The 20,942-nt window shown below is 65.7% G+C and carries 20 protein-coding genes; 14 read left to right on the top strand and 6 right to left on the bottom strand.

What is annotated here, in order from left to right; translation table 11 throughout:
• Positions 1 to 408 precede the first annotated feature (408 nt).
• The 8 genes from ACQKQA_RS00375 (at position 409) to ACQKQA_RS00340 (ending at position 11,028) form a co-directional block, all read left to right on the top strand.
• Complete coding sequence (locus ACQKQA_RS00375) at positions 409 to 2,973, top strand: EAL domain-containing protein (protein WP_427552354.1); 2,565 nt, start codon at positions 409 to 411, stop codon at positions 2,971 to 2,973.
• Positions 2,974 to 3,397: 424 nt separating this feature from the next.
• On the top strand, positions 3,398 to 4,993 hold the full coding sequence (locus ACQKQA_RS00370) for an amino acid permease (RefSeq protein WP_427552353.1): 1,596 nt from the start codon (positions 3,398 to 3,400) through the stop codon (positions 4,991 to 4,993).
• Positions 4,990 to 6,279, top strand: a complete 1,290-nt coding sequence (locus ACQKQA_RS00365; RefSeq protein ID WP_427552352.1) for an NAD(P)/FAD-dependent oxidoreductase — start codon at positions 4,990 to 4,992, stop codon at positions 6,277 to 6,279. Before ACQKQA_RS00370 ends, ACQKQA_RS00365 begins: the two co-directional genes overlap by 4 nt.
• A gap of 209 nt (positions 6,280 to 6,488) precedes the next feature.
• Complete coding sequence (fabV, locus tag ACQKQA_RS00360) at positions 6,489 to 7,685, top strand: enoyl-ACP reductase FabV (RefSeq protein ID WP_427552351.1); 1,197 nt, start codon at positions 6,489 to 6,491, stop codon at positions 7,683 to 7,685.
• 155 nt (positions 7,686 to 7,840) lie between these two features.
• Complete coding sequence (gene nudK / locus ACQKQA_RS00355) at positions 7,841 to 8,728, top strand: GDP-mannose pyrophosphatase NudK (RefSeq protein WP_427552350.1); 888 nt, start codon at positions 7,841 to 7,843, stop codon at positions 8,726 to 8,728.
• 203 nt (positions 8,729 to 8,931) lie between these two features.
• Positions 8,932 to 9,327 (top strand): hypothetical protein, encoded by a 396-nt coding sequence (locus ACQKQA_RS00350; RefSeq protein ID WP_427552349.1) that lies wholly within the window; start codon positions 8,932 to 8,934, stop codon positions 9,325 to 9,327.
• A 65-nt stretch (positions 9,328 to 9,392) separates the two neighbouring features.
• A complete protein-coding gene (locus ACQKQA_RS00345) occupies positions 9,393 to 10,271 on the top strand; it encodes a DUF692 domain-containing protein (RefSeq protein WP_427552348.1) in 879 nt (292 codons plus the stop codon).
• Positions 10,264 to 11,028, top strand: a complete 765-nt coding sequence (locus tag ACQKQA_RS00340) for a DNA-binding domain-containing protein (protein WP_427552347.1) — start codon at positions 10,264 to 10,266, stop codon at positions 11,026 to 11,028. Before ACQKQA_RS00345 ends, ACQKQA_RS00340 begins: the two co-directional genes overlap by 8 nt.
• A gap of 500 nt (positions 11,029 to 11,528) precedes the next feature.
• On the opposite strand, the gene ACQKQA_RS00335 is transcribed toward ACQKQA_RS00340, so the two are convergent.
• From ACQKQA_RS00335 to ACQKQA_RS00320, 4 genes are all read right to left on the bottom strand, one after another.
• Entirely contained in the window at positions 11,529 to 12,035 is a 507-nt protein-coding gene (locus tag ACQKQA_RS00335) for a DoxX family protein (RefSeq protein ID WP_427552346.1), read from the bottom strand.
• Positions 12,036 to 12,242: 207 nt separating this feature from the next.
• Positions 12,243 to 12,878 carry a hypothetical protein gene (locus ACQKQA_RS00330; protein ID WP_427552345.1) on the bottom strand — a complete coding sequence of 212 codons (636 nt, stop codon included), beginning with the start codon at positions 12,876 to 12,878 and terminating at the stop codon, positions 12,243 to 12,245.
• A gap of 115 nt (positions 12,879 to 12,993) precedes the next feature.
• Complete coding sequence (locus tag ACQKQA_RS00325) at positions 12,994 to 14,316, bottom strand: ATP-binding protein (RefSeq protein ID WP_427552344.1); 1,323 nt, start codon at positions 14,314 to 14,316, stop codon at positions 12,994 to 12,996.
• On the bottom strand, positions 14,313 to 15,053 hold the full coding sequence (locus ACQKQA_RS00320; RefSeq protein WP_025809242.1) for a response regulator: 741 nt from the start codon (positions 15,051 to 15,053) through the stop codon (positions 14,313 to 14,315). The genes ACQKQA_RS00325 and ACQKQA_RS00320 overlap by 4 nt, the downstream gene beginning before the upstream one ends.
• Positions 15,054 to 15,349: 296 nt before the next feature.
• Here ACQKQA_RS00320 and ACQKQA_RS00315 point away from each other — a divergent pair, with 296 nt between their 5' ends.
• From ACQKQA_RS00315 to ACQKQA_RS00305, 3 genes are all read left to right on the top strand, one after another.
• Positions 15,350 to 15,613: a DUF2790 domain-containing protein gene (locus ACQKQA_RS00315; RefSeq protein ID WP_427552343.1), complete on the top strand. Its 264-nt coding sequence runs from the start codon at positions 15,350 to 15,352 to the stop codon at positions 15,611 to 15,613.
• Positions 15,614 to 15,661: 48 nt separating this feature from the next.
• Entirely contained in the window at positions 15,662 to 15,871 is a 210-nt protein-coding gene (locus tag ACQKQA_RS00310; protein WP_427552342.1) for a hypothetical protein, read from the top strand.
• Positions 15,872 to 15,942: 71 nt separating this feature from the next.
• Positions 15,943 to 17,148 carry a cytochrome c biogenesis protein DipZ gene (locus tag ACQKQA_RS00305; RefSeq protein ID WP_427552341.1) on the top strand — a complete coding sequence of 402 codons (1,206 nt, stop codon included), beginning with the start codon at positions 15,943 to 15,945 and terminating at the stop codon, positions 17,146 to 17,148.
• A gap of 48 nt (positions 17,149 to 17,196) precedes the next feature.
• On the opposite strand, the gene ACQKQA_RS00300 is transcribed toward ACQKQA_RS00305, so the two are convergent.
• Positions 17,197 to 17,508: an AzlD domain-containing protein gene (locus ACQKQA_RS00300; RefSeq protein WP_427552537.1), complete on the bottom strand. Its 312-nt coding sequence runs from the start codon at positions 17,506 to 17,508 to the stop codon at positions 17,197 to 17,199.
• On the bottom strand, positions 17,508 to 18,206 hold the full coding sequence (locus ACQKQA_RS00295; RefSeq protein WP_427552340.1) for an AzlC family ABC transporter permease: 699 nt from the start codon (positions 18,204 to 18,206) through the stop codon (positions 17,508 to 17,510). Before ACQKQA_RS00295 ends, ACQKQA_RS00300 begins: the two co-directional genes overlap by 1 nt.
• Positions 18,207 to 18,577: 371 nt before the next feature.
• On the opposite strand from ACQKQA_RS00295, the gene ACQKQA_RS00290 reads away from it, so the two are divergent.
• The 3 genes from ACQKQA_RS00290 (at position 18,578) to ACQKQA_RS00280 (ending at position 20,926) form a co-directional block, all read left to right on the top strand.
• Positions 18,578 to 19,234, top strand: coding sequence for a ribonuclease T2 family protein (locus tag ACQKQA_RS00290; RefSeq protein WP_427552339.1), 657 nt, complete (start codon positions 18,578 to 18,580; stop codon positions 19,232 to 19,234).
• A gap of 83 nt (positions 19,235 to 19,317) precedes the next feature.
• Positions 19,318 to 20,238 carry a pyridoxal-phosphate dependent enzyme gene (locus tag ACQKQA_RS00285; protein WP_427552534.1) on the top strand — a complete coding sequence of 307 codons (921 nt, stop codon included), beginning with the start codon at positions 19,318 to 19,320 and terminating at the stop codon, positions 20,236 to 20,238.
• A gap of 58 nt (positions 20,239 to 20,296) precedes the next feature.
• Positions 20,297 to 20,926, top strand: coding sequence for a LysE family translocator (locus ACQKQA_RS00280; protein ID WP_427552338.1), 630 nt, complete (start codon positions 20,297 to 20,299; stop codon positions 20,924 to 20,926).
• Positions 20,927 to 20,942 lie beyond the last annotated feature (16 nt).

Below are 20,942 nucleotides of genomic sequence, written 5' to 3'. Positions count from 1 at the left end.
CAGCGATGGGCGCGGCTCTCCCCGGCGCCATGAGAAGCCAGCGCGCCGGACAACGCAAGCGGCGTAAGCGCCAGTGGCACAACCGCGCCGCAGAGCGGCGGGCGAGGCGCTGCCCGGACGCGGGGGCGAGAGCCCGGATCTGCTGTCTCTGGGGTGGTTTTGCCGATGCGGCGGGGGCGCCCGGTTTTCCATGAAGCTGTCACTTCGAGGCTATTCTCTATTTTCAGCGCGATGGCCTAAAGCGGCGTATTTCCAAGCCGATGCCCTGATGTCCTGCCCGTTTGGCCAAGCGCGTTCCATACCGGGTGTTGCTTCGAGGACCGGTCCCTCCAGCTCCGAGGGCTCTTGCTAGGGCGCTGCACGGCCATCAGGGACGACGGCGGTGGTGGCATCTATAAAGTGGCGGCAATGGATACAAGCGTCGGATTGACGAGCGGCGAAGAAGCGGCAGACTTTTTCGTGCAGACCCTGGAACAGGCCATCGATGCGGTGGTGATCATCGACGAACGCAACTGCGTGGTGTTTTTCAACGCCGCGGCCGAGGGGTTCTGGGGCTGTTCGCGCAGCGAGGTGCTGGGCAGCAATGTCAACGCGCTGGTGCCGATGCCCCTCCGCGCCCGGCACGACGGTTTCGTCGGCGCCAACCGCGAGACCGGGGTCAACCGGATCATCGGCGCCAGCCGCGATGTGTGCATCACGCGCAAGGACGGCGAAGAGCGCTGGGGCGCGATGTCGATCTCGAAGATCACCCTGCAGGGGCGCATTCTCTATGCCGCCTTCCTCAAGGACATTACCCAGACGCGGTTGAAGGACATCGAGCACCGTCTGCTGTCGATGTCGGTCAATGCCACCAGTTCGGCCACCTGCATCGTCGATGCCGAGGGCCGGCTGATCTATATCAACGACGGGCTGGTGCGCCTGTTGGGGTATGCCCGCGAGGAGCTGCTGGGGCGTTCGCCGCGGATGTTTTTCGTGCATGACCGTCCGGCGCAGGTCGAGGCTGGCGAGCTGGAGCTGGACCGCCTCCTCGACGGCCAGCCCCATGAGGCCTGCGCCCTGATCAGCAAGCGCAACGGCCAGCGGTTGTGGGTGCAAGTCTGTTCGGCGCCGGTGCTCGATGGCGAAGGGCGGATCGACAATATCGTTATCGTGCTCACCGACATCACCCGTTCCAAGTTGCACGAAGTGCTGCAGGACAAGGTCATCGGCGCGCTGTTGCAAGAGCAGTCCCTGGAAAGCGTGCTGACGCTGCTGTGCCAGGAGATCGAGCGCCTGGCGCCGGAGGTCATCGTTTCGGTCCTCAGCGTCGATCAACAAGGGCTGGTGCATCCCCTGGCCAGCCCCAGCCTGCCGGCCGATTACTGCAAGGCGATCGACGGGCAGCCGATCGGCCCGAGCGCCGGTTCCTGCGGCACCGCGGCCTTTCGTGGCGAACCGGTGCTGGTCACCGATATCGATAGCGATCCGCTGTGGGCCGATTACCGCATTCTGGCGCAGCAGGTCGGAGTGCGGGCTTGCTGGTCGATCCCGGTGCGCAACAGCGCCGGCCGGGTCGGCGCGACCTTCGCCCTGTACTTTCGCGAGAGCCGCGAGCCCGACACCACCCATGCCCACCTGATCACCGCCGGGACCCACCTGTGCATGCTGGCGCTGGAGCGCGAGGAGGCGCGCCAGTCGATTCGCCAGATGGCGTTCTACGATGCCCTGACCGGTTTGCCCAATCGCAGTTTCCTGCTGGCCCAGGCCAACCACAGCATTGCCGAGATCGCCCAGGAGCAGGGCGAACTGGCGGTGCTGTTCGTCGACCTGGATCGTTTCAAGCAGGTCAACGATGCCCTCGGGCATGCGTCGGGCGATGAGCTGCTGCAGGTCATGGCGCAACGCCTGCGCAGCATGCTGCGCGAGGCGGATATCGTCGGGCGGCTGTCGGGCGACGAGTTCGTGCTGGTGCTGCCGCGGATGGACGCGGCCAAGGTCACCCCCTTTCTCGAACGTCTGATCCAGACCCTGAGCGTCCCGGCCGAGATCGCCGGGACCGCCGTAGTCCCCTCCGCCAGCATCGGTATCAGCCTGTACCCGAGCGACGGCCAGGATATGGAAAGCCTGTTGCATTGCGCCGATATCGCCATGTACCAGGCCAAGCGCGGCGAGCGTGGCAGCTTCAGGTTTTTCCTCGAAGAAATGAACCAGGTCGCCCAGCACCGGCTGTTGCTGGAGACGGCATTGCGCCAGGCCTTGACCTGCGACGGCCTGCATCTGGTCTATCAACCGCAGATCGACCTGCACAGCGGACGCCTGGTCGGGGTCGAGGCGCTGGCGCGCTGGGAGCACCCGAGCCTGGGCAGCATCCCGCCCGTGCGCTTTATCCCGCTGGCCGAGGAGTGCGGCCTGATCAACGACCTCAGCCAATGGGTGCTGCGCGAGGCCTGCGAGCAGCTGGCACGCTGGCGTCGTTCGGGCCTGGGGGTGCCGTCCATGTCGGTCAACCTGTCGCCGCTCAACTTCCACAACCTCAACTTGGCGGGGCTGGTCGCCCAGCAGTTGCAGCGCTGTGGCTTGCGGCCGGCGGACCTGTGCCTGGAGGTGACGGAAGGGGTGTTCCTGTGCAGCAACCCGAGCACCGAACAGACCATCGATGGGCTGCATGCCCTGGGCGTGCGCCTGGCCATCGACGACTTCGGCACCGGCTACTCCAGCCTGGGCTACCTGCGGCGCTTGCCGATCAGCGAGCTGAAGCTGGACAAGAGCTTCGTCGACGACCTGGAACACGATGCGTCCTGCCGCGCCTTGAGCGAAGTGGTCATAGGTATCGGCAAAGGGCTGTCCCTGCGGGTGATCGCCGAGGGCATCGAGCACCCCGAGCAGCGCGATATCTTGCGGGCCCAGGGGTATGACGTGGGGCAGGGCTACCTGTTTTCCATGCCGTTGCCGGCCCGCACGTTCGGCCAATGGTTCGCGGGCTGGCACGGCTAGCCGCCAGGGCCAAGCGAGTCGGCACTGCCATCCGGGCGCCCCGTGAGCACGGGCGCGATCACCCAGCTGCAGACGGACGAATGCCCACCCCCCGGAGGCCAGGCGCGAGCCTGGCTATGCAGGGCTTACTTGCTCTTGGTCAAGTCATTAGTTCGTAGGAAGTTTCTGTTTTATATGGCAGAAAACCAATTAAGCCTGACAGATTATTGGTTCTAACGGGTGCGCTGATAGCCTTTTAATAGTAGGTCGACACATCAAGGCTTGTAACTAAGAGCGTATTCCCTAAGGGACTGATGTGATGCGGGAAAATCATTTGTCATAGGTGCGGCCCTGGGCTTTAGTGAGCGTGGAAAAACAACCACGGGACACTTCCATACAGCGCGATTCGACCCTAGTTGGTTTAAATATAATAAGAAGGCAACCCATGACAGACTCCCAGAAAGTGCCGGCCGCGTGCGACAGGACTGGCGATGTTCACCGCGAGAAAACCGCCGACGGGCTGAAACGGACCCTGACGCCCCGGCACCTGAACATGATCGCCATCGGCGGTTGCATCGGCACCGGGCTGTTCGTGGCCTCGGGCTCGACCATCGCCCAGTCCGGGCCGGGCGGGGCGCTGCTGGCCTTTGTCGTCATCGGCGCCATGGTGTTCTTCCTGATGACCAGCCTCGGCGAACTGGCCTCCTGCATGCCGGTCACCGGTTCGTTCTCCACGTATGCCGCCAACTATGTGGATGAAAGTTTCGGTTTCGCCCTGGGCTGGAACTACTGGTATTCCTGGGCGGTGACGATCGCGGTCGATCTGGTGGCCGCGCAGATCATCATGGCCTATTGGTTTCCCGATGTTCCGGGCTATATCTGGAGTGGGATTTTCCTGGTGATCATCGCGGCGCTCAACATGGCCTCGGTGCGTATGTTCGGCGAAGCCGAATATTGGTTCTCGCTGATTAAAGTCATCACTATCCTGCTGTTCATCGCGGTCGGCGTACTGATGTTGTTCGGCATTCTCAGCGGCGCTGAAAATGCCGGGCCCAGGCTCTGGTCGATTGGCGATGGGCCTGTGGTCGGTGGCCTGGGCGCCCTGGTCGGCGTGGCGATGGTGGTGGGCTTCTCGTTCCAGGGCACCGAGTTCGTCGGCATCGCCGCGGGCGAAACCCGCAACCCCGGCAAGAACGTGCCGCGCGCGGTGCGGCAGATCTTCTGGCGGATCCTGCTGTTCTACGTGCTGACCATCCTGATCATCGGCCTGCTGATTCCCTACAACGACCCCAGCCTGCTGCAGAACGGGGTGTCCGATATCCGGGTCAGCCCCTTTACCCTGATCTTCGAAAGGGCCGACCTGCTCGGCGCGGCCGCGGTGATGAACGCGGTGATCCTGACTTCGGTGCTGTCCGCCGGCAACTCCGGCATGTACGCCTCCTCGCGGATGCTCTACAGCCTGGCCCTGGAAGGCAAGGCGCCGGCGATCTTCGCCCGCTTGAGCGTGTCCGGCACCCCGCGCTGGGCGCTGCTGGCGACCGCCACGGTGGCCGGCTTGTGCTTCCTGACCTTCATCTTCAGCCCGGGGCAGATCTACAACTGGTTGCTCAACACCTCGGGCATGCTCGGCTTCATCGCCTGGCTGGGCATCGCGGTCAGCCACTACCGCTTTCGGCGCGGCTATGTGCTGCAGGGCAACGACCTGGGCAACCTGCCTTATGTGTCGCGGTTCTTTCCGTTCGGGCCGATTTTCGCCTTTGTGCTGTGCCTGTGCGTCACCCTGGGGCAGAACTATGGAGCGCTGCTCGGGGACTCGATCGACTGGGCCGGGCTGACCGCCACCTATATTGGCCTGGCGCTGTTCCTGGCCATCTGGCTGGCGCACAAGCTCATCAGCAAGTCCCGGTTTGTCAGGCTCGATGAAATGAGCTTTTCCATGATTCGCAACAAGTCCGAGTGCGACCCGCCACTGGAGGCGGCTCCGAAGGCTGACAGGGATCTTCAAGGGCAAATGCCCAACGGATATGGGGCCAAGCGATGACTACAGGTTTTCTCGAAAGCTACTACGAAGCCACGGTTGCCAAGACCGACTACCCACGGCTCGGCGGGCGGGTGGAAACCCGGGTCTGCATCCTGGGCGGCGGCCTGGCCGGGCTGTCCACCGCCCTCGGCCTGGCCGAACGCGGGGTCAAGGATGTGGTGGTGCTGGAGTCCCACACCCTGGGGCACGGCGCCTCGGGGCGCAATGGTGGTTTCGTGTTCGGCGGCTACTGCCTGGGCAATGCCGAGCTGCTCAAGACCCTGGGCCGCGAAGAGGCGCGGCGCCTCTACCGGCTGACCATCGACGCGGTCGAGCTGATCCGCCAGCGGGTCCGGCAATACGGCATCCAGTGCGACCTGGTGGACCGGGGCGTGTTGCTGGCCAACTGGTTCAACGACCCGGCGCGGCTGGAAAAGCCGCGGCAGCTGATGAAGGAAGTCTACGGCGTCGACTGGCAGCCCGTTGCCGCCGGCGAACTCAAGGAGCGGCTCAAGACCGAGCGCTACTTCGGCGCGCTGCTCGAGAGCAATGCCTTTCACTTCCATCCGCTCAAGTATGTCCATGGCGTGGCGGCGGCGGTCGCCGGCTACGGCATCGATCTTTACGAACACTCCGCGGCCCTGGCGATCGAGCAGCAGGGCGGCAAGTACCTGATCAAGACCGCGGGCGGCGAAGTCCAGGCCGATCAGGTGGTGTTCGCCGCGGGCGGTTATGCTCGGGGGCTGTACCGCCCGGTGGAACGGGCGACGCTGCCGATCGCTACTTATGTGATGGCCACCCAGCCCCTGGGGGAGCGGTTGAAGGACGCGATCGACTGCGAGTCGGCCGTCTACGACACCCGGTTCGCCTTCGACTATTACCGCGCGCTGGCGGACAGCCGGATTCTCTGGGGTGGGCGCATTTCCATCCTCGATCGCGGCCCGCAGGCGATTGCCGGTTTGCTGAAGGCCGACCTGGTCACGGTCTATCCGCAACTGGCGGACGTGGCGGTCGAATTTGCCTGGGGCGGGTTGATGAGCTACGGCCGCCAGCAGATGGCGCAGATCGGCCAGGACGACAACGGGGTGTGGCATGCGGTGGGGTTTGGCGGCCACGGCATGGCGCCGACCACGGTGGCCGGGGAGGTGCTGGCGGATGCCATTGCCCGTTCCATCCCGATTCCCCAGGGCTTCGGCAGGTTCGGCCTGGTGCCGACCTTCGGTCTGGCCGGCCTGGTCGCCGCACAGGCCACCTACACCGCCTATCAGGCCCTGGACGCCTACGATGCCCACCGTTTGAACCGATAACCGGCACTTTTTCCAGGTCATGCCGAGCGGGGCGCAAGGTCAGCGTTTTCTGGCCCAAACCCCGGAATGAACTTATTCTGGCTGGCGAATCTGCACGCATTGAACCCCCAAGGCGTGACGCGAGGACGTTCCGAGCGTCTACGACTTGAACAAGTGACGCTGCTGCAGCCCGTATTGGCTCTTGGCATATTGAAATTGGGAGATTGTGTATGGTCATCAAACCCCGCGTTCGCGGCTTTATCTGTGTGACGACCCATCCGGTCGGTTGCGAAGCCAACGTCAAGCAACAGATCGACTACGTCACCGAACAAGGCACCATCGACGCTGGGCCAAAGAACGTACTGGTACTCGGTGCTTCCACCGGTTACGGCCTGGCCGCGCGTATCACTGCCGCTTTCGGTTGCGGCGCCAACACCCTGGGTGTGTTCTTCGAGCGCGGCAGCGTTGACGGCAAGCTCGGCACCGCCGGCTGGTACAACTCCGCCGCCTTCCACAAGTTCGCCGAAGAAAAAGGCCTGTACGCCAAGAGCATCAACGGCGACGCTTTCTCCGACGAAGTGAAGCGTCAGACCATCGAAACCATCAAGCGCGACCTGGGCAAGATCGACCTGGTGGTCTACAGCCTGGCCGCTCCGCGTCGTACCCACCCGAAAACCGGCGAAGTGCTGAGCTCGACCCTCAAGCCGCTGGGCAAATCGGTGACCCTGCGCGGTGTCGACACCGACAAGGAAGTCGTCAAGGAAACCACGCTGCAGCCAGCCACCCAGGAAGAAATCGACGGCACCGTGGCCGTGATGGGCGGCGAAGACTGGCAGATGTGGATGGACGCGCTGCACGAAGCCGGTGTCCTGGCCGAAGGCGCGAAGACCACCGCGTTCACCTACCTGGGCGAGAAGCTGACCCACGACATCTACTGGAACGGTTCCATCGGCGAAGCCAAGAAGGACCTGGACCAGAAAGTCATCGGCATCCGCAAGGAACTGTCGGAACTGGGCGGCGATGCACGGGTATCGGTGCTCAAGGCCGTGGTGACCCAGGCCAGCTCGGCGATCCCGATCATGCCGCTGTACCTGTCGCTGCTGTTCAAGGTCATGAAAGAGCAGGGCACCCACGAAGGTTGCATCGAGCAGGTCTACGGCCTGTACAAGGACAGCCTGTACAACCCGAACCCGATCCTCGACGAGGAAGGCCGCCTGCGTGCCGACTACAAGGAACTGGAGCCGGCCATCCAGGACCGCGTGAAGCAGCTGTGGGATGAAGTCACCAACGAAAACCTGTACCAGCTGACCGACTTCGCCGGCTACAAGCATGAATTCCTGCGCCTGTTCGGTTTCGAGATCGACGGCGTCGACTACGAAGCCGATGTCGATCCGGACGTGAAGATCGCTAACCTGATCCAGCTGTAAGCGAGCTTAACGCTTCATCCACAACGCCCCTCGACCGAGGGGCGTTGTCGTTTCTGCCCGGGCGGTTTTCACGCGCATGCCGATCTGTGCGCTGTAGACTCGCACGTTGCCCATCACTCGTATCGAATGACACCGAACTGCAAAGAGGCAAAGCCATGCAACCCGCCCCCGTGCGTATCACCGCCGAGGAAATGCTCTCCGACAACTGGTACCTGCTGAAGAAATACAGCTTCGACCTGCAACGCCGCGATGGCAGCTGGCAGGCCCAGACCCGCGAGGTCTACGACCGCGGCAATGGCGCCACCATCCTGCTGTACAACCGCGAGCGGCGCACGGTGCTGCTGATCCGCCAGTTCCGCATGCCGACCTATGTCAACGACCACAGTGGCTACCTGATCGAGACCGCCGCCGGCCTGCTGGACAATGCCAGCCCGGAAGAGCGCATCCGCCTGGAGGCCGAGGAGGAAACCGGCTACCGGGTCGGCGCGGTCGAGAAGGTCTATGAAGCCTTCATGAGCCCGGGTTCGGTCACCGAGCGCCTGCACTTTTTCATCGGCGAGTATGCCCCCGACGACCGTATCGGCGCCGGTGGCGGCCTGGAGGAAGAGGGCGAGGACATCGAGGTGCTGGAGCTGGGTTACCAGCAGGCGCTGGAGATGGTGCGCAGCGGCGAGATCGTCGACGGCAAGACCATCATGCTCCTGCAGTACCTGGAGCTGCGCCTGATGCCGCCGCGCCGGCTGACGATCCTGGTGGCCGCTTCCGCTGCGGATGATTGTGCCGCGCAGCTGTTCGAGGCCGGGCACAACCCTGTACCGAGTCAGTGGTTGGGATTGCCGACGTGCGAAACGAACGCGGCCGAGGAGGTCGTGCTCAACCCTGGCTTCCAGGCACGGGCACTGCCTCGACTGCAGCGTTGCGATGGGCTGCTGCGTACCGGCGGCGTCTGTGCCGGCGCCGATGCCCTGGTGCTGATGGCCGAGCGCCTGGGGCTGCCGATCTACCGTGCGCTGCAGGACATTCCGCGTTTCAATCCGGCCTGAGCCAGGGTTTGTCGGGCCGGCTGGCCGACGGCCTTGTATCAGACTGTGTACCAGCCTGGCGCCGATACATTCGCTTAGCCTGGCGCCGATTCCGCACACAGCCCGGATACACCCCGAGGATTAACTACGCCCACTCGCCAGCACCGGCCAGCCCGGTGCCAGTGGCGGGAATCTTTAGTCAATCCATCCCAAGGGGTATCACCATGTTCAAACTCTCCACTGCTTCCAACGTAGCGCTCGGCCTGGCCCTGGTCGGCGGCCTGGGCCTGTCCACCGCGGCTTCGGCGCTGAGCATGACCGAACTGTCCCAGGGCTACACCCTGGCCGCGGCCGACGGGGTGAAAACCTCCACCGAAGGCAAGTGCGGCGAAGACAAGTTCGCCAAGACCGACACCAACCACGACGGCAAGGTGTCCCGCGAGGAGTTCATTGCCGCCGCCCCGGAACGGGCCGCCGAGTTCGACAAGATCGACGCCAACCATGACGGTGGCATCAGCCTCGACGAAGCCAAGCAGTACCTGGCGACCAAGGCGGCCAAGGCCGGTTCGGCCGAAGGCAAATGCGGCGAAGGCAAGTGCGGTGCGGCGATCGAGTCCTGATCGCTGGCGACGGGGAGCACCGGGTGCTCCCCGTTTTTTTTCCGGGTTTATCAGGAGATCGGCCCATGCGCTCTTCCGTAGTTTCCCGTCAGGCTCCACGGTCGCCGGTTTCGGCCACCGTGGGGCTTGGCTTGCGTCGGGCCTTGCTCGACTCACTGCATACGGCGCCTGCGGGCGCTTTCGATTTTCTGGAGCTGGCACCGGAAAACTGGATCGGCATCGGCGGCGCCCATGGCGCCGCGCTGCGCGCCCTGGCCGAGCGTTACCCGCTCAGTTGCCATGGCCTGTCCTTGTCCCTGGGCGGCCCGGCGCCGCTGGACCTGGGGTTCCTGCGGGAAGTCCGCGAGTTTCTCGACCGTTTTAATGTGCCGCTGTACAGCGAACACCTGAGCTACTGCAGCGACGACGGGCATCTCTACGACCTGTTGCCGCTGTCCTTTACCGACGAGGCGGTGCGCCATGTCGCGGCGCGTATCCGCCAGGCCCAGGACGTGCTGGGCCGGCGCCTGGCGGTGGAAAACGTCTCCTACTACGCGGCGCCGCGCCAGGACATGGACGAGCTGGCCTTCACCAAGGCGGTGCTGGCCGAAGCCGATTGCGACCTGCTGCTGGACGTCAACAACCTCTACGTCAACTCGGTGAACCACGGGCTCGACCCCCAGGCGTTTCTCGCCGGCCTGCCGCCGGAACGGGTGGTGGCGATGCATGTGGCCGGGCACTACGACGAGGCCGACCACCTGAAGATCGACACCCACGGCGCGCCGGTCAAACCGGTGGTCTGGGCCTTGCTGGCGCAGGCCTATGAGCGTTTCGGCGTGCAGCCGACCCTGCTGGAGCGGGACTTCAACTTTCCGCCGTTCGCCGAGCTGCTGGGCGAGCTGGACAGCATCCGCCAGTTGCAGGGCAGGGCGCTTCAGGCCCGCGGGAGGCTGGCCCATGGCTAAGCCGATGATCGACCTTGCGGCCCAGCAGCAAGCCCTGACCGCTTACCTGCGCGACCCGGAGCGCCACGCGCCGCCCGCCGGAATGGACCGGGCGCGGGTGGAGATTTACCGCGAGCTGGTGTTCGACAACCTGCGGTCGTTGCTCGGTAATACCTTTCCGGTGTTGCGCTCGATACTCGGCGAGGAAGACTGGTGCCGGCTGCTGCGGATTTTCCTGCGCGAGCACCGCTGCGCCACGCCGAAGTTCGGCGAGATCGCCGGCGAGTTCGTGGCCTGGATGGCCTCTCTGCCAGCCGGTTTGCAGGACGCCGGCTGGCCGCCGTTCATGCTCGAGTTGAGCCATTACGAGTGGATCGAAATGGCCCTGCAACAGGCCGAGGCCGAGCCGTTGCCGGCCAGCGATCCGCAGCGGCTGCTGACCAAGTCCTTGCGGCTGTCGCCCCTGGCCTGGCCGCTGGCCTACGCCTGGCCGGTGCAGCGCCTGGGCCCGGCCTGGCGCCCGATAGCGCCCGGGGATACACCGACCCTGCTGCTGATTCGGCGCGATGCTGACTGCCGCGTGCACTTCTGTGAACTCAGCCCCCTGGCCTGGCGCCTGCTGCAACGTGTCGAAGAGTTTCCCGAACTGACGGGGCACGCCCAACTGCAAGCCCTGGCCCAAGAGGCGGGCCTCGACGACCTCGACACCTTTATCGCTGACGGCCAGCGCCTGCTGCGCCAGATGCACAGCCAAGGCATTATCGGCAGCGCCCGCTAGCCGTTGCCCTCGACCTCGCTTGAACCTGCCGCCACGGATACACGGCGCTACCCGCCCTGTGTAGCCGCTGGCGTAGCCGTTGTAAAACCTACTATCGCGATCCCCCCTGGCACACCGCGTTGCCTGGCTTGGCGGCCGCTGCGCGCCCGATCGCAGGCTGCGCCAGCGGCTACAGGGTGCGCGGTGTGGGCGTGATTGTAGTTGGCGCTTTTGTTAGCAGTGGCTTGGGCATGCTGCAAAAAAGCAGGGTGCTACCCGCCCTGTGTAGCCGCTGGCGCAGCCTGCGCTCGGTGGCGTAGCCGTCGTAAAACCTGCTGTCGCGGTCTTCCTGATACTCCGCGTCGTCTGGCTTGGCGGCCGCTGCGCGCCCGAGCGCAGGCTGCGCCAGCGGCTACAGGGGGCGGTGGAGTGAGGGGGATTGCGATTCAGCCGTTACAAACGCGGTCCTCTGGAAACGCCAAAGCCGCAGCTCCAGGCCGCGGCTTTTTTGCCTTGGTGCGTCAGCGCCGCTGGCGCAGGCGCTCGATCAACGCGTCCAGGCTGAGTTTCCCCGCCCCCTGGAACAGCAGCGGCAGCAGCGCCGCGAGGTAGATCGCCGGCAGTTTGAAGTTGCCGTGGCCCTTGTTGCTGATGGTGTAGCCCTGGGCCAGTTCGCCGAGGCTCGACCAGTCGGCCGGCCAGTGCACGGCGGCGGTGGCGACCACCGTAACCACGATCAGCACCAGCGCGGCGAAGCGGGTGCCCAGGCCCAGTAGCAGCGCCAGGGCGCACAGCAGTTCGGCCCACATCGACAGTTGCCAGTTCAGGCTCGCCGGCAGGTGGTCGAAGGGAAACGGGAAGGCGGCCTGGATGTCCTGGAACCAGTTTTCGCCGTGCCATTTCTCCAGGCCCGCTTCGAAGAATTCCCAGGCCAGCAGGACCCGCAGGCTGAGGGACGCGACCCAGGGGGCGCTGCGTTCGAGTTGGCGTTGCAGCCCGCCAAAGGCGGAGGAAAGGGTGAGGGTCATGGGGTGGATCTCCTAGGCGAAATGAGAAAGTGCAAGAACCGCGCTGCTTGTGTAGCCGCTGCCGAGCCCGCGAGGCTGCGAACGGTATGGGCGGCACTCCGACGCAGTTGCCGCAAAACCTGAACGCACGGTCTGCCTGAAACACCGCAGCGCCTGGTGTGGCGCCCGCTACGCGGTCGATCGCAGCCTGCGGTAGCGGCTACAGGGTCAGCGTGTATTGAGGGCCTGGCGTTGCCGGCGTTTGCTGGCCTGGGCCAGTTTGCCCAGCAGGTTGAACACCATGGCCGCGCCGGTGATGGCGAAGGGCAGCAGGTACCAGTCGCTCAGCGCAATGCGCTTGAAGTTGGAGTAGGCGAAGATCGCCGCGAGCACCCACATGCCGGTGGTGTGCAGGCGTTTCCAGGCGCGGCGGCTGAGTAGCGCCGCCGGGCCTTTGAACGAGGTCAGGGTCAGCAGCAGGATAAACAGGTAGCCCACCGACCCCGGCAGGTTGCCCAGGGTACTGCGCCCGGGCCAGAACTCGGGGTTCAGTTGCCCGTAGCGGTAGATCAGCAGCGCGTGCACCAGGTGCGAGAAAGCAAAGGCCAGGCCGATGTAGCGCCGTTCGCGCACCAGCGTCTGGCTTAGCGGCGAGGGCCGCAGCACGGCCCAGGCCGAGGCGGTGAAGGCCAGCAGGAACAGGGCGAAGGACGAGCGCGCGGTGGCGCGGATGGCGCTGCGGGTGGCTTCGACCAGGTTTGGTTCGAGCAGCAGGATCAGCGCGGTCATCAGCAGCACGGCGGCGGCCAGCAGGCTGAACAGCCGCCAGCCGTGCAAAGGCGAGGGGAAGGTTTGGGTGGTCATCACAGGCTCCTTGGGGTTGGCGCCGTCAGTGCGGCGCGTCCCAGGAGTCTTGCAAGGCCGTGTATATCGGCTGTGTCAGCAAAGGCCGGTTATGTATGCCTGTGTAGCGAAGCGCTCAGAGGCTGGCCTGGCCGCCACCGACCAGGATCAGCTCGGCGCACAGGCCGCCGCCCTGGCGATTGCTCAACTGCAGCGAGCCACCCAGGGCCACCGCCAGTTGCTGGGCGATGGCCAGGCCCAGGCCAGTGCCGCCGGTGTCACGGTTGCGCGAGCTTTCCACCCGGTAGAACGGCTTGAGCACCTCCGCCAGCTGCTCCTCGCTGATCCCCGGGCCGCGGTCCAGAACCTTGATCGACAGGCGATTGCCGGCCAGGGCCTGGACCTCGATCCGCGCCGCGCCGGAGAACTTCAGCGCGTTGTCCACCAGGTTCACCAGGACCCGGCGCAGGGCGTGGGGCCGGGTGTCGATCAGCGCGCCGTTCTTGCCCGCCAGCTCGACGTCCTGGCCGGTGTCCTGGTAGTCGAACACCAGGCTGTCGAGAAACGCGTCCAGGGCGATCCGGCAACTGGCCTCGGTGGCGCCGTGGATGCTGCGGGCATAGGCCACGCCTTCGCGCACCAGGTGCTCCATTTCGCTGAGGTCGCTCCACAGTTTGTCTTTCTCGCTGGAGTCGTCCATGAACTCGGCGCGCAGCTTCATGCGGGTGATCGGCGTCTGCAGGTCGTGGGAGATCGCCGCCAGCAGTTGCATGCGTTCCTTGAGGTAGGCGCCGATCCGCGCCTGCATGGCGTTGAAGGCCCGGGCCGCATGCACCACTTCCAGCGGGCCTTTTTCGTCCAGCTGCACGCCGTGGGTGTTGGGGTCGAGGCTGTCCACCGCCTGGGCCAGCCGGGTCAGCGGGCGCACCGCGACCCGCACCGCCAGCCAGGCGCAGAGGATCAACAGCAGCAGTTGCCCCAGCAGCACCACCGGCAGCCAGGGCGACATTGGCAGCATCGCCGGGCGCACGTCGATGGTCAGCGGGTTGCCGTCGGCCAGCCGCAGGTGGGCCTGATAGTGTTGGCGCGGGCCGGGGATGTTGCTGAAGGTCAGGTTGTAGTCCTGGCCGATGGCGCTCTTGATGGAGTTCACCGAAACCGGCACGTCGTTCGCATCCATGGGCTGGCCGGGTTCGCCGGCGTCGAGCAGGTAGCCGTAGTTGCGGCGTTGCAGGCGCGGCAGCCAGGCGGCGCGCTCGGCGGCGGGCAGGCGGTCGAGAATGGCGATGGAGGTCGAGACATCGCTCTCCAGGTTGCCAAGCATGGTCATCTTCGCGCTCTGGTAACGCTCGTAGGACTGCGCGGCGAACGACAGGCCCTGGGCCAGCGCCAGGCCGATCAGGAAGATCAGCGACAGCCGCGAGGCGAGGGTGCGTGGCCAGTGCAGCGCCAGCTTCACGACGCCGCCTCGAGGATCTCCACCGGCAGCGAGAACACATAGCCCTCGCTGCGCACGGTCTTGATGTAGGCCGGTTCGCGGGCGTCGTCCAGCAGGCGCTGGCGCAGGCGGCTGACCAGCAGGTCGATGGAGCGGTCGAACAGGTCGGCGTCGCGGCCCTGGGTCAGGTTGAGCAGCTGATCGCGGTTGAGCACCCGTTGCGGGTGGTCGAGGAACACCCGCAGCAGGCGGTATTCGGCGCCGCTCAGGGCGACCAGGGTGCCGTCCTGGTCCAGCAGGTGGCGCGCGGTGGTGTCCAGGCGCCAGCGGCCGAAGCCCAGCAGGCGGCCGCTCTCGGTGACCACCAGGTTCGGCGGCAGCATGCGCGTGCGCCGCAGAACGGCATTGATCCGCGCCAGCAGTTCGCGGGCGGCGAAGGGCTTGACCAGGTAATCGTCGGCGCCCATCTCCAGGCCGATGATGCGGTCGGTCTCGTCGTTGCGGGCGGTGAGCATCAGCACCGGCGTGGCCTTGTGCTTGCCGGCGCGCAGTTCGCGGCACAGCACCAGGCCATCGTCGCCGGGGAGCATGATGTCGAGCACGATCAGGTCCACCGGGGTGGTCTCCAGGAAGCTGCGCATCTGCCGCCCGTCCGCCACCACCGTGGTGCGCAGGCCGTTCTTCTTCAGGTAGTTGCCCACCAGCTCTCTGATCTCGCGGTCGTCGTCGACTATCAGTACGTGATCGACATGATCCATGGGGCGCAGCCTCTGTCATTGGGTCGTGGAGCATAGTTTATAGAGCCCGGCCGGGCTTGCCTGCGGGCTTTTGTATTGCAGTGTATCCAGCGTCTGGTTGAACACACGGCGATGCAAAACCGGGGGTTTCCAGCACTTTTGTATCGCTCTGTATCCCTCGCCGGCCTGGATACGCGGGAAGACAGCCAGGGCGGTTCGCCGACACAAGCGCGATACCTCGCACGCATTCAATGGGCCCCATCGAGGCACGGCAGTCCGCCTCGCCACCCAACCCATTGTCGCCCGAGGTCACCACCATGAAACGCATCGCCCTCTACGCCGCCGGCCTGTTCGCCGCGCTGAATATCGCCACCTTGCCGGCCCACGCCGAAAGCAACGTGCAGGCCCAGACCTACAGCTACGGCACTCACCTGGATATCCAGAAAGTCCTGTCGATGACCGAAGACGCCGGGCCGGCCTGCGGCGTGGTCAACGCCCGCATGACCTACCTCGATTCCGAGGGCCGGACCCAGATCCTGGATTACCGCAAATTCGCCAACAATTGTAACGACGGCAACTGAGCCCACTCTCTAGTGATAACGGCGATGTTTCGCCCTGAGGATCCGCCCATGAACACCCTGAAAACCTGCCTGTTCGCCCTGACCTTGACCCTGGCCGGCGTGGCCGTGGATGCCAGCGCCGCCGCGGCCTCTTCCGGCGCGCAGGGCTTCCAGCTCAGCCCGCTTGCGAGCCGCGCCTCTGTGCAACTCCAGCCGCTGCTCGCCGAGGGCGGCTACGAGCGCACCCCGCAAGGGATGCGCGCCGACAACCAGGCCTGAACGACCTGTCCAGCCTTAAAGACGCCCGCCGCCAATGGCGGGCGCACCATTGACCGATCACAGGTGATGCCATGCTGCTCATTGCATTTCTCGGCGGGGTCCTGACTATTCTCAGCCCCTGCATTCTTCCGGTGGTGCCGTTCCTGTTCGCCCGGGCCGACCGCTCCCGTGGCTCGGTGCTGCTGACCCTGGGCGGCATGGCGCTGACCTTTGCCCTTGTGTCGAGCCTGGCGGTGGCCGGCGGCAGTTGGGTAGCCCAGGCCAACGGCATCGGGCGCCAGCTGGCCCTGGCGGTGCTGGGGCTGTTCGCCCTGTCGCTGATTTCCGCCCGCATCGGTCACTGGCTGGCCCGGCCCTGGGTCAGCCTGGGCAATCGCCTCGATCGGGTGCGCACGCTTTCCGGGCCCTTGGCGGCGCTGTTGCTGGGGGTGGCCACCGGGTTGCTCTGGGCACCTTGTGCCGGGCCGATCCTCGGGGTGATCCTGACCGGCGCCATGCTGCAAGGGGCCAGCGCCCAGACCAGCCTGTTGCTGCTGGCCTACGGCCTGGGCAGTGCCTTGTCCCTGGGGGGGCTGATCTTCGCCGGCAGGGGGCTGGTCGACCGGCTCAAGCCGTCGTTGCCGGCCACCGCCTGGTTGCGCCGTGCCGCCGGTTGCCTGGTGTTGCTGGCGGCCGTGGCGATTGGTAGCGGGCTGGACAGTCGCCTGCTGGCCAGCACCTCGTCCCAGAGCGCGGCGGTCCTTGAGCAGGGTGTGCTGAGGGCGGTGCCCAAGGCCCTGGACTACTTGATCGACAAGGCCGGCGCCGCTTCCGCCGAGGCGTTGCCGGCCCAGGGCCCGATGCCGTCGCTGAGCGGCGCGGTAGCGTGGTTGAACTCGCCGCCGCTGGACGCCGAGGCCTTGCGCGGCAAGGTGGTGCTGGTGGATTTCTGGACCTACGACTGCATCAACTGCCAGCACAGCCTGCCGTATGTGAACGCCTGGGCGAAGAAGTACGCCCAGGACGGGCTGGTGGTAATCGGCGTGCACACCCCGGAGTACGCCTTCGAGAAGGTCATCGACAACGTCAAGGCCCAGGTGCGCAAGCTGGACATCGGCTACCCGGTGGCCATCGACAACGACTACGCGATCTGGCGCGCCTTCGACAACCAGTACTGGCCGGCCCACTACTTTATCGACGCCCGCGGCCAGGTGCGCTACAGCCACTTTGGCGAGGGCAGTTACGCGGCGCAGGAACAGGTGATCCAGCAATTGCTCAAGGAAGCCAAGGCGCCGTGACGAAGCCGGTGCCGGCCGGGTTGGCCCCATCGCCGGCAAGCCTGGCTCCTACAACCACCAGCGCAACAGGAAAAAGAACGCCATGCTCAACAGCATGCTGACCAGGGTATTGCGGGTGAAGATCACCAGGACGATGGCCACCAGCGAGCTGATCAGGTAGGGGTTGTCGTAGGCCAGGTTCAGCTGGTGCTCGGGCATGAACACGATCGGCCCGCAGATCGCGGTGAGCATGCCCGGCACGGCAAAGCCGAGGAACTGCCGGGCGTTGCTGCTCAGGCGCACCGGCAGCCGCGGTTCGAGAAACACATAGCGGTTGAGAAACACCAGCAAGCCCATGCCGAAAATCACCGCCCAGACCATCATGTGCGCTCCTGGTAGAACTTGTTGCAGAGAAAGCCCGCGCTCATGCCCATCAGGCCCGCCAGCACCAGGGCCGAGCCCCATTGCCAATAGCTGAACAGCACCGAGCAGAACAGCGATACCGCCACGCAGACCACCGTCGGCACGTTGCGCACCAGCGGCGTGATCAGGGCGATAAAGGTCGCGGCGATGGAGAAGTCCAGCCCCAGGTGTTCGAGGCCGGGAATGGCACGGCCGAGGACGATGCCGGCCAGGGTGAACAGGTTCCAGGCGATGTAGAACGTCAGGCCCACGCCGAGGGCGTACCAGCGGTCGAACTGCTGTTTGTCGTGCTGGCTGGTGAGGGCGAACAGCTCATCGGTGAGCAGGAACCCCAGGCCCACCCGCCAGCGCCCGGGCAGCGGGGATATCACCGAACGCAGGCTCATGCCGTACAGCAGGTGCTGGGAGGTCAGCAGCAGGGTGGTGAGCAGGATCGAGAAGATCCCGGCGCCGCCCTTGAGCATGCCGATCGCCACCAACTGCGCGGCGCCGGCGAACACGATGCTCGACAGGCCCTGGCCTTGCAGGGGCGTGAGATTGGCCTCGATGGCCATGGAACCGGCCAGCAGGCCCCAGGGCGCGGTGGCCAGGGACAGCGGCAGGATGGCGACGGCGCCACGCAGGAACGCGGCGCGGGGAAGAAGAACGCTGGACATGAGTCTCTGCAACCAGGGAACGGAAACCGACTGTGCCAGCCCGCACCGGGAATGGCTTGAACAATCTTGCGCACTTGCCGCCGACTTCATCCCCGCCACGGACTGTAGGAGCCAGGCTTGCCGGCGATAGGAGCCACGCGGTGTGTCAGGCCGGGCGCCTCGCGCGCAAGCTGCGCTCCTACAGGTTTGGTGTTGGCCGCGGGCTCTGTGGCGGCGGGGCGATGGGTCTGCTACAACGCTCTGCTAACCGGCCGCTGTACGGCGGCCTGTCATGTTCCTGCAACAGCCCCGTGCCAAGAAGGGTGTCTGGCCGATCCCGGTCAGGTCACCACCGGGCTGTTCCCCAACCGCCCATCCCAAGGAGAGGGTCGATGAGAAAACTGTTTGCAACGGCGGCGCTGGCTGCCTTGATGATCTGCACCGTCGGCGTCAGCCAGGCGCGGGAGGCGCGACAGCAGCGCGAATCGGTCGCCGGCGTGTTCGATTACTACCTGTTGTCGCTGTCCTGGTCGCCGACGTTCTGCCTGACCCACCCGGAAAACGAGCAGTGTTCCGGCAAGGGCTACGGCTTTGTCCTGCATGGCCTGTGGCCGCAATACGCCAAGGGCGGCTGGCCGGAATCCTGCCCGCCGCTGACCCCCTTGACCGCCGAGCAGCGGGCCAAGGGCCTGACCCTGTTCCCCACCGCCAAGCTGCTGGAGCATGAATGGAGCAAGCACGGCACCTGCAGCGGCCTGGGCGCCACGGGGTACCTGGAGGCTTCCGACCAGGCCCTGGGCAAGGTGAAGATTCCCCAGGCGCTGGAGCCCTCGACGACCGTGCGTTACTTCGAGGCCCGGGAAATCGAGCAACTGTTCCGCCAGGCCAACCCGGGCATTCCCGACAAGGGCGTAACCGTGCTGTGCAGCGGCCCGGAACTCTCCGAAGTGCGGGTGTGCCTGGACAAGAACCTGGGGTTCGGCGCCTGTGGCAAAGGGGTGCGTACCCAGTGCCGCGGCGGCGATATCCGCGTACCGCCGATCCGCTGACCGGCGACCGGCCAGGGGGGCGGCACGGGCAGGCCTGAGCATCTATGGTTGGAAGACAGCCGTCTGCCACCGAGGAGCCCATGATGCTGCATATCCGCACCCCCCTGATCCTGCATCCCGGGTTGTCCACGGCCACCCGGCGCATCTGGCTCAAGCTGGAAAACCTGCAACCGGGCGGTTCGTTCAAGATCCGCGGCCTGGGTCTGCTCTGTTCCCAGGCCGCGGCGCAGGGCAAGCGCAGCGTGGTCTGTCCTTCCGGCGGCAATGCCGGGCTGGCCACGGCGGTGGCGGCGGCCAGCCTCGGTCTGCAAGCCTGCATCGTGGTGCCGGAGACCACCCCGCCAGCCACCCGCGAGCGTATCGCCCGCACCGGCGCCCAGGTGCTGGTGCACGGCAAGGTCTGGGACGAAGCCAACGAGCGGGCGCTGGAGCTCTGCACCAACGCCGATTGCGAATACGCCCCGGCTTTCGATCACCCGGTGCTGTGGGAAGGGCACAGCACCATGGTCGATGAAATCCTCGAAGACTGTCCGCAGGTCGATGCGATAGTCGCCTCGGTGGGCGGCGGCGGTTTGCTGGCCGGTATCCTCACCGGGCTGTTGCGTCACCACTGTCATGACTGCCTGATCGTCGCCTGCGAAACCGCGGGCGCCGCTTCCTTTGCCGCAGGGCTGGCGGCCGGCTACCCGGTCAAGCTGGAGAGGATCGACACTGTCGCCAGTTCCCTGGGGGCGGCCCGGGTGGCGGCCTGGCCGTTGCAGCAGATCCAGCGGTTTCCCTATCAGTCGGTGGTGCTTTCGGATGCCGAGGCGATCCTCGGCGTGGTGCGTTACGCCGACGACCTGCGCCAACTGGTGGAGCCGGCCTGCGGTGTGTCCCTGGCGGTGGCCTACCTCGATCACCCGGCCATCGCCGCCGCCCGGGACGTGGTGATAGTGGTCTGCGGTGGCGTCAGCATCAGCGCCCGCCAGGTGGCGGATTGGGGTGTTTCGCTGCCTGCTTGAAAGCCCCTGGTGTATGCTGCCCGACCTGTCCTGTCTGTAGTTGTTAGGGAGGGTTCGAATGGACGCCACCACGCTTTTTCTGTACGTCATCACCGTCAGCGCCGTGATCATGACCCCCGGGCCGTCGATGCTGCTGGCCCTCAATAACGGTGCCACCCATGGCATGCGCATCGCCGGTTGCGGCATGGCCGGGGCGATGCTGTCCGACCTGCTGCTGATCGGTGCGGTGGGCTGTGGCCTGGGCGCGTTGCTGCAAGCCTCCGAGCAGTTGTTCTCCCTGGTCAAGTGGGGCGGCGCGGCGTACCTGTTGTACCTGGCGTGGGTGCTGTGGAAGGCGCCGACCCGGGCCCTGGCGGTGCAGACGGGCGGCAGTGCCGGCAGCGGGCGCGGGGCGTTCGTGCGCTCGTTGCTGGTGGGTTTGTCGAACCCCAAGGGGCTGCTGTTTTTCTCGGCCTTCCTGCCGCAGTTCGTGCGCCCCGACCAGCCGGTGGCGCAGCAGTACCTGATCCTGGCGCTGGTCAGCACCGCGATCAATTGCGTGATGATGGCCACCTACGCCTTTGGCGGGCGTTATGCCGTGCGCAGCTTCTCCGCGCGGGCGATGTTGTGGATCAACCGCAGCTGCGCCGGCATGCTCGCGGTGCTGGCCGTGGGCCTGAGCCTGTACCGGCGCAGCGATATCCGCTGAGCCGTCTGCGCCTGAC

The sequence above is a fragment of the Pseudomonas sp. NPDC089530 genome, assembly GCF_050280705.1.
Classification (GTDB): domain Bacteria; phylum Pseudomonadota; class Gammaproteobacteria; order Pseudomonadales; family Pseudomonadaceae; genus Aquipseudomonas.
Note: the sequence above shows the minus strand (reverse complement) of the source record. Positions and strands in the feature narration are given on the sequence as shown.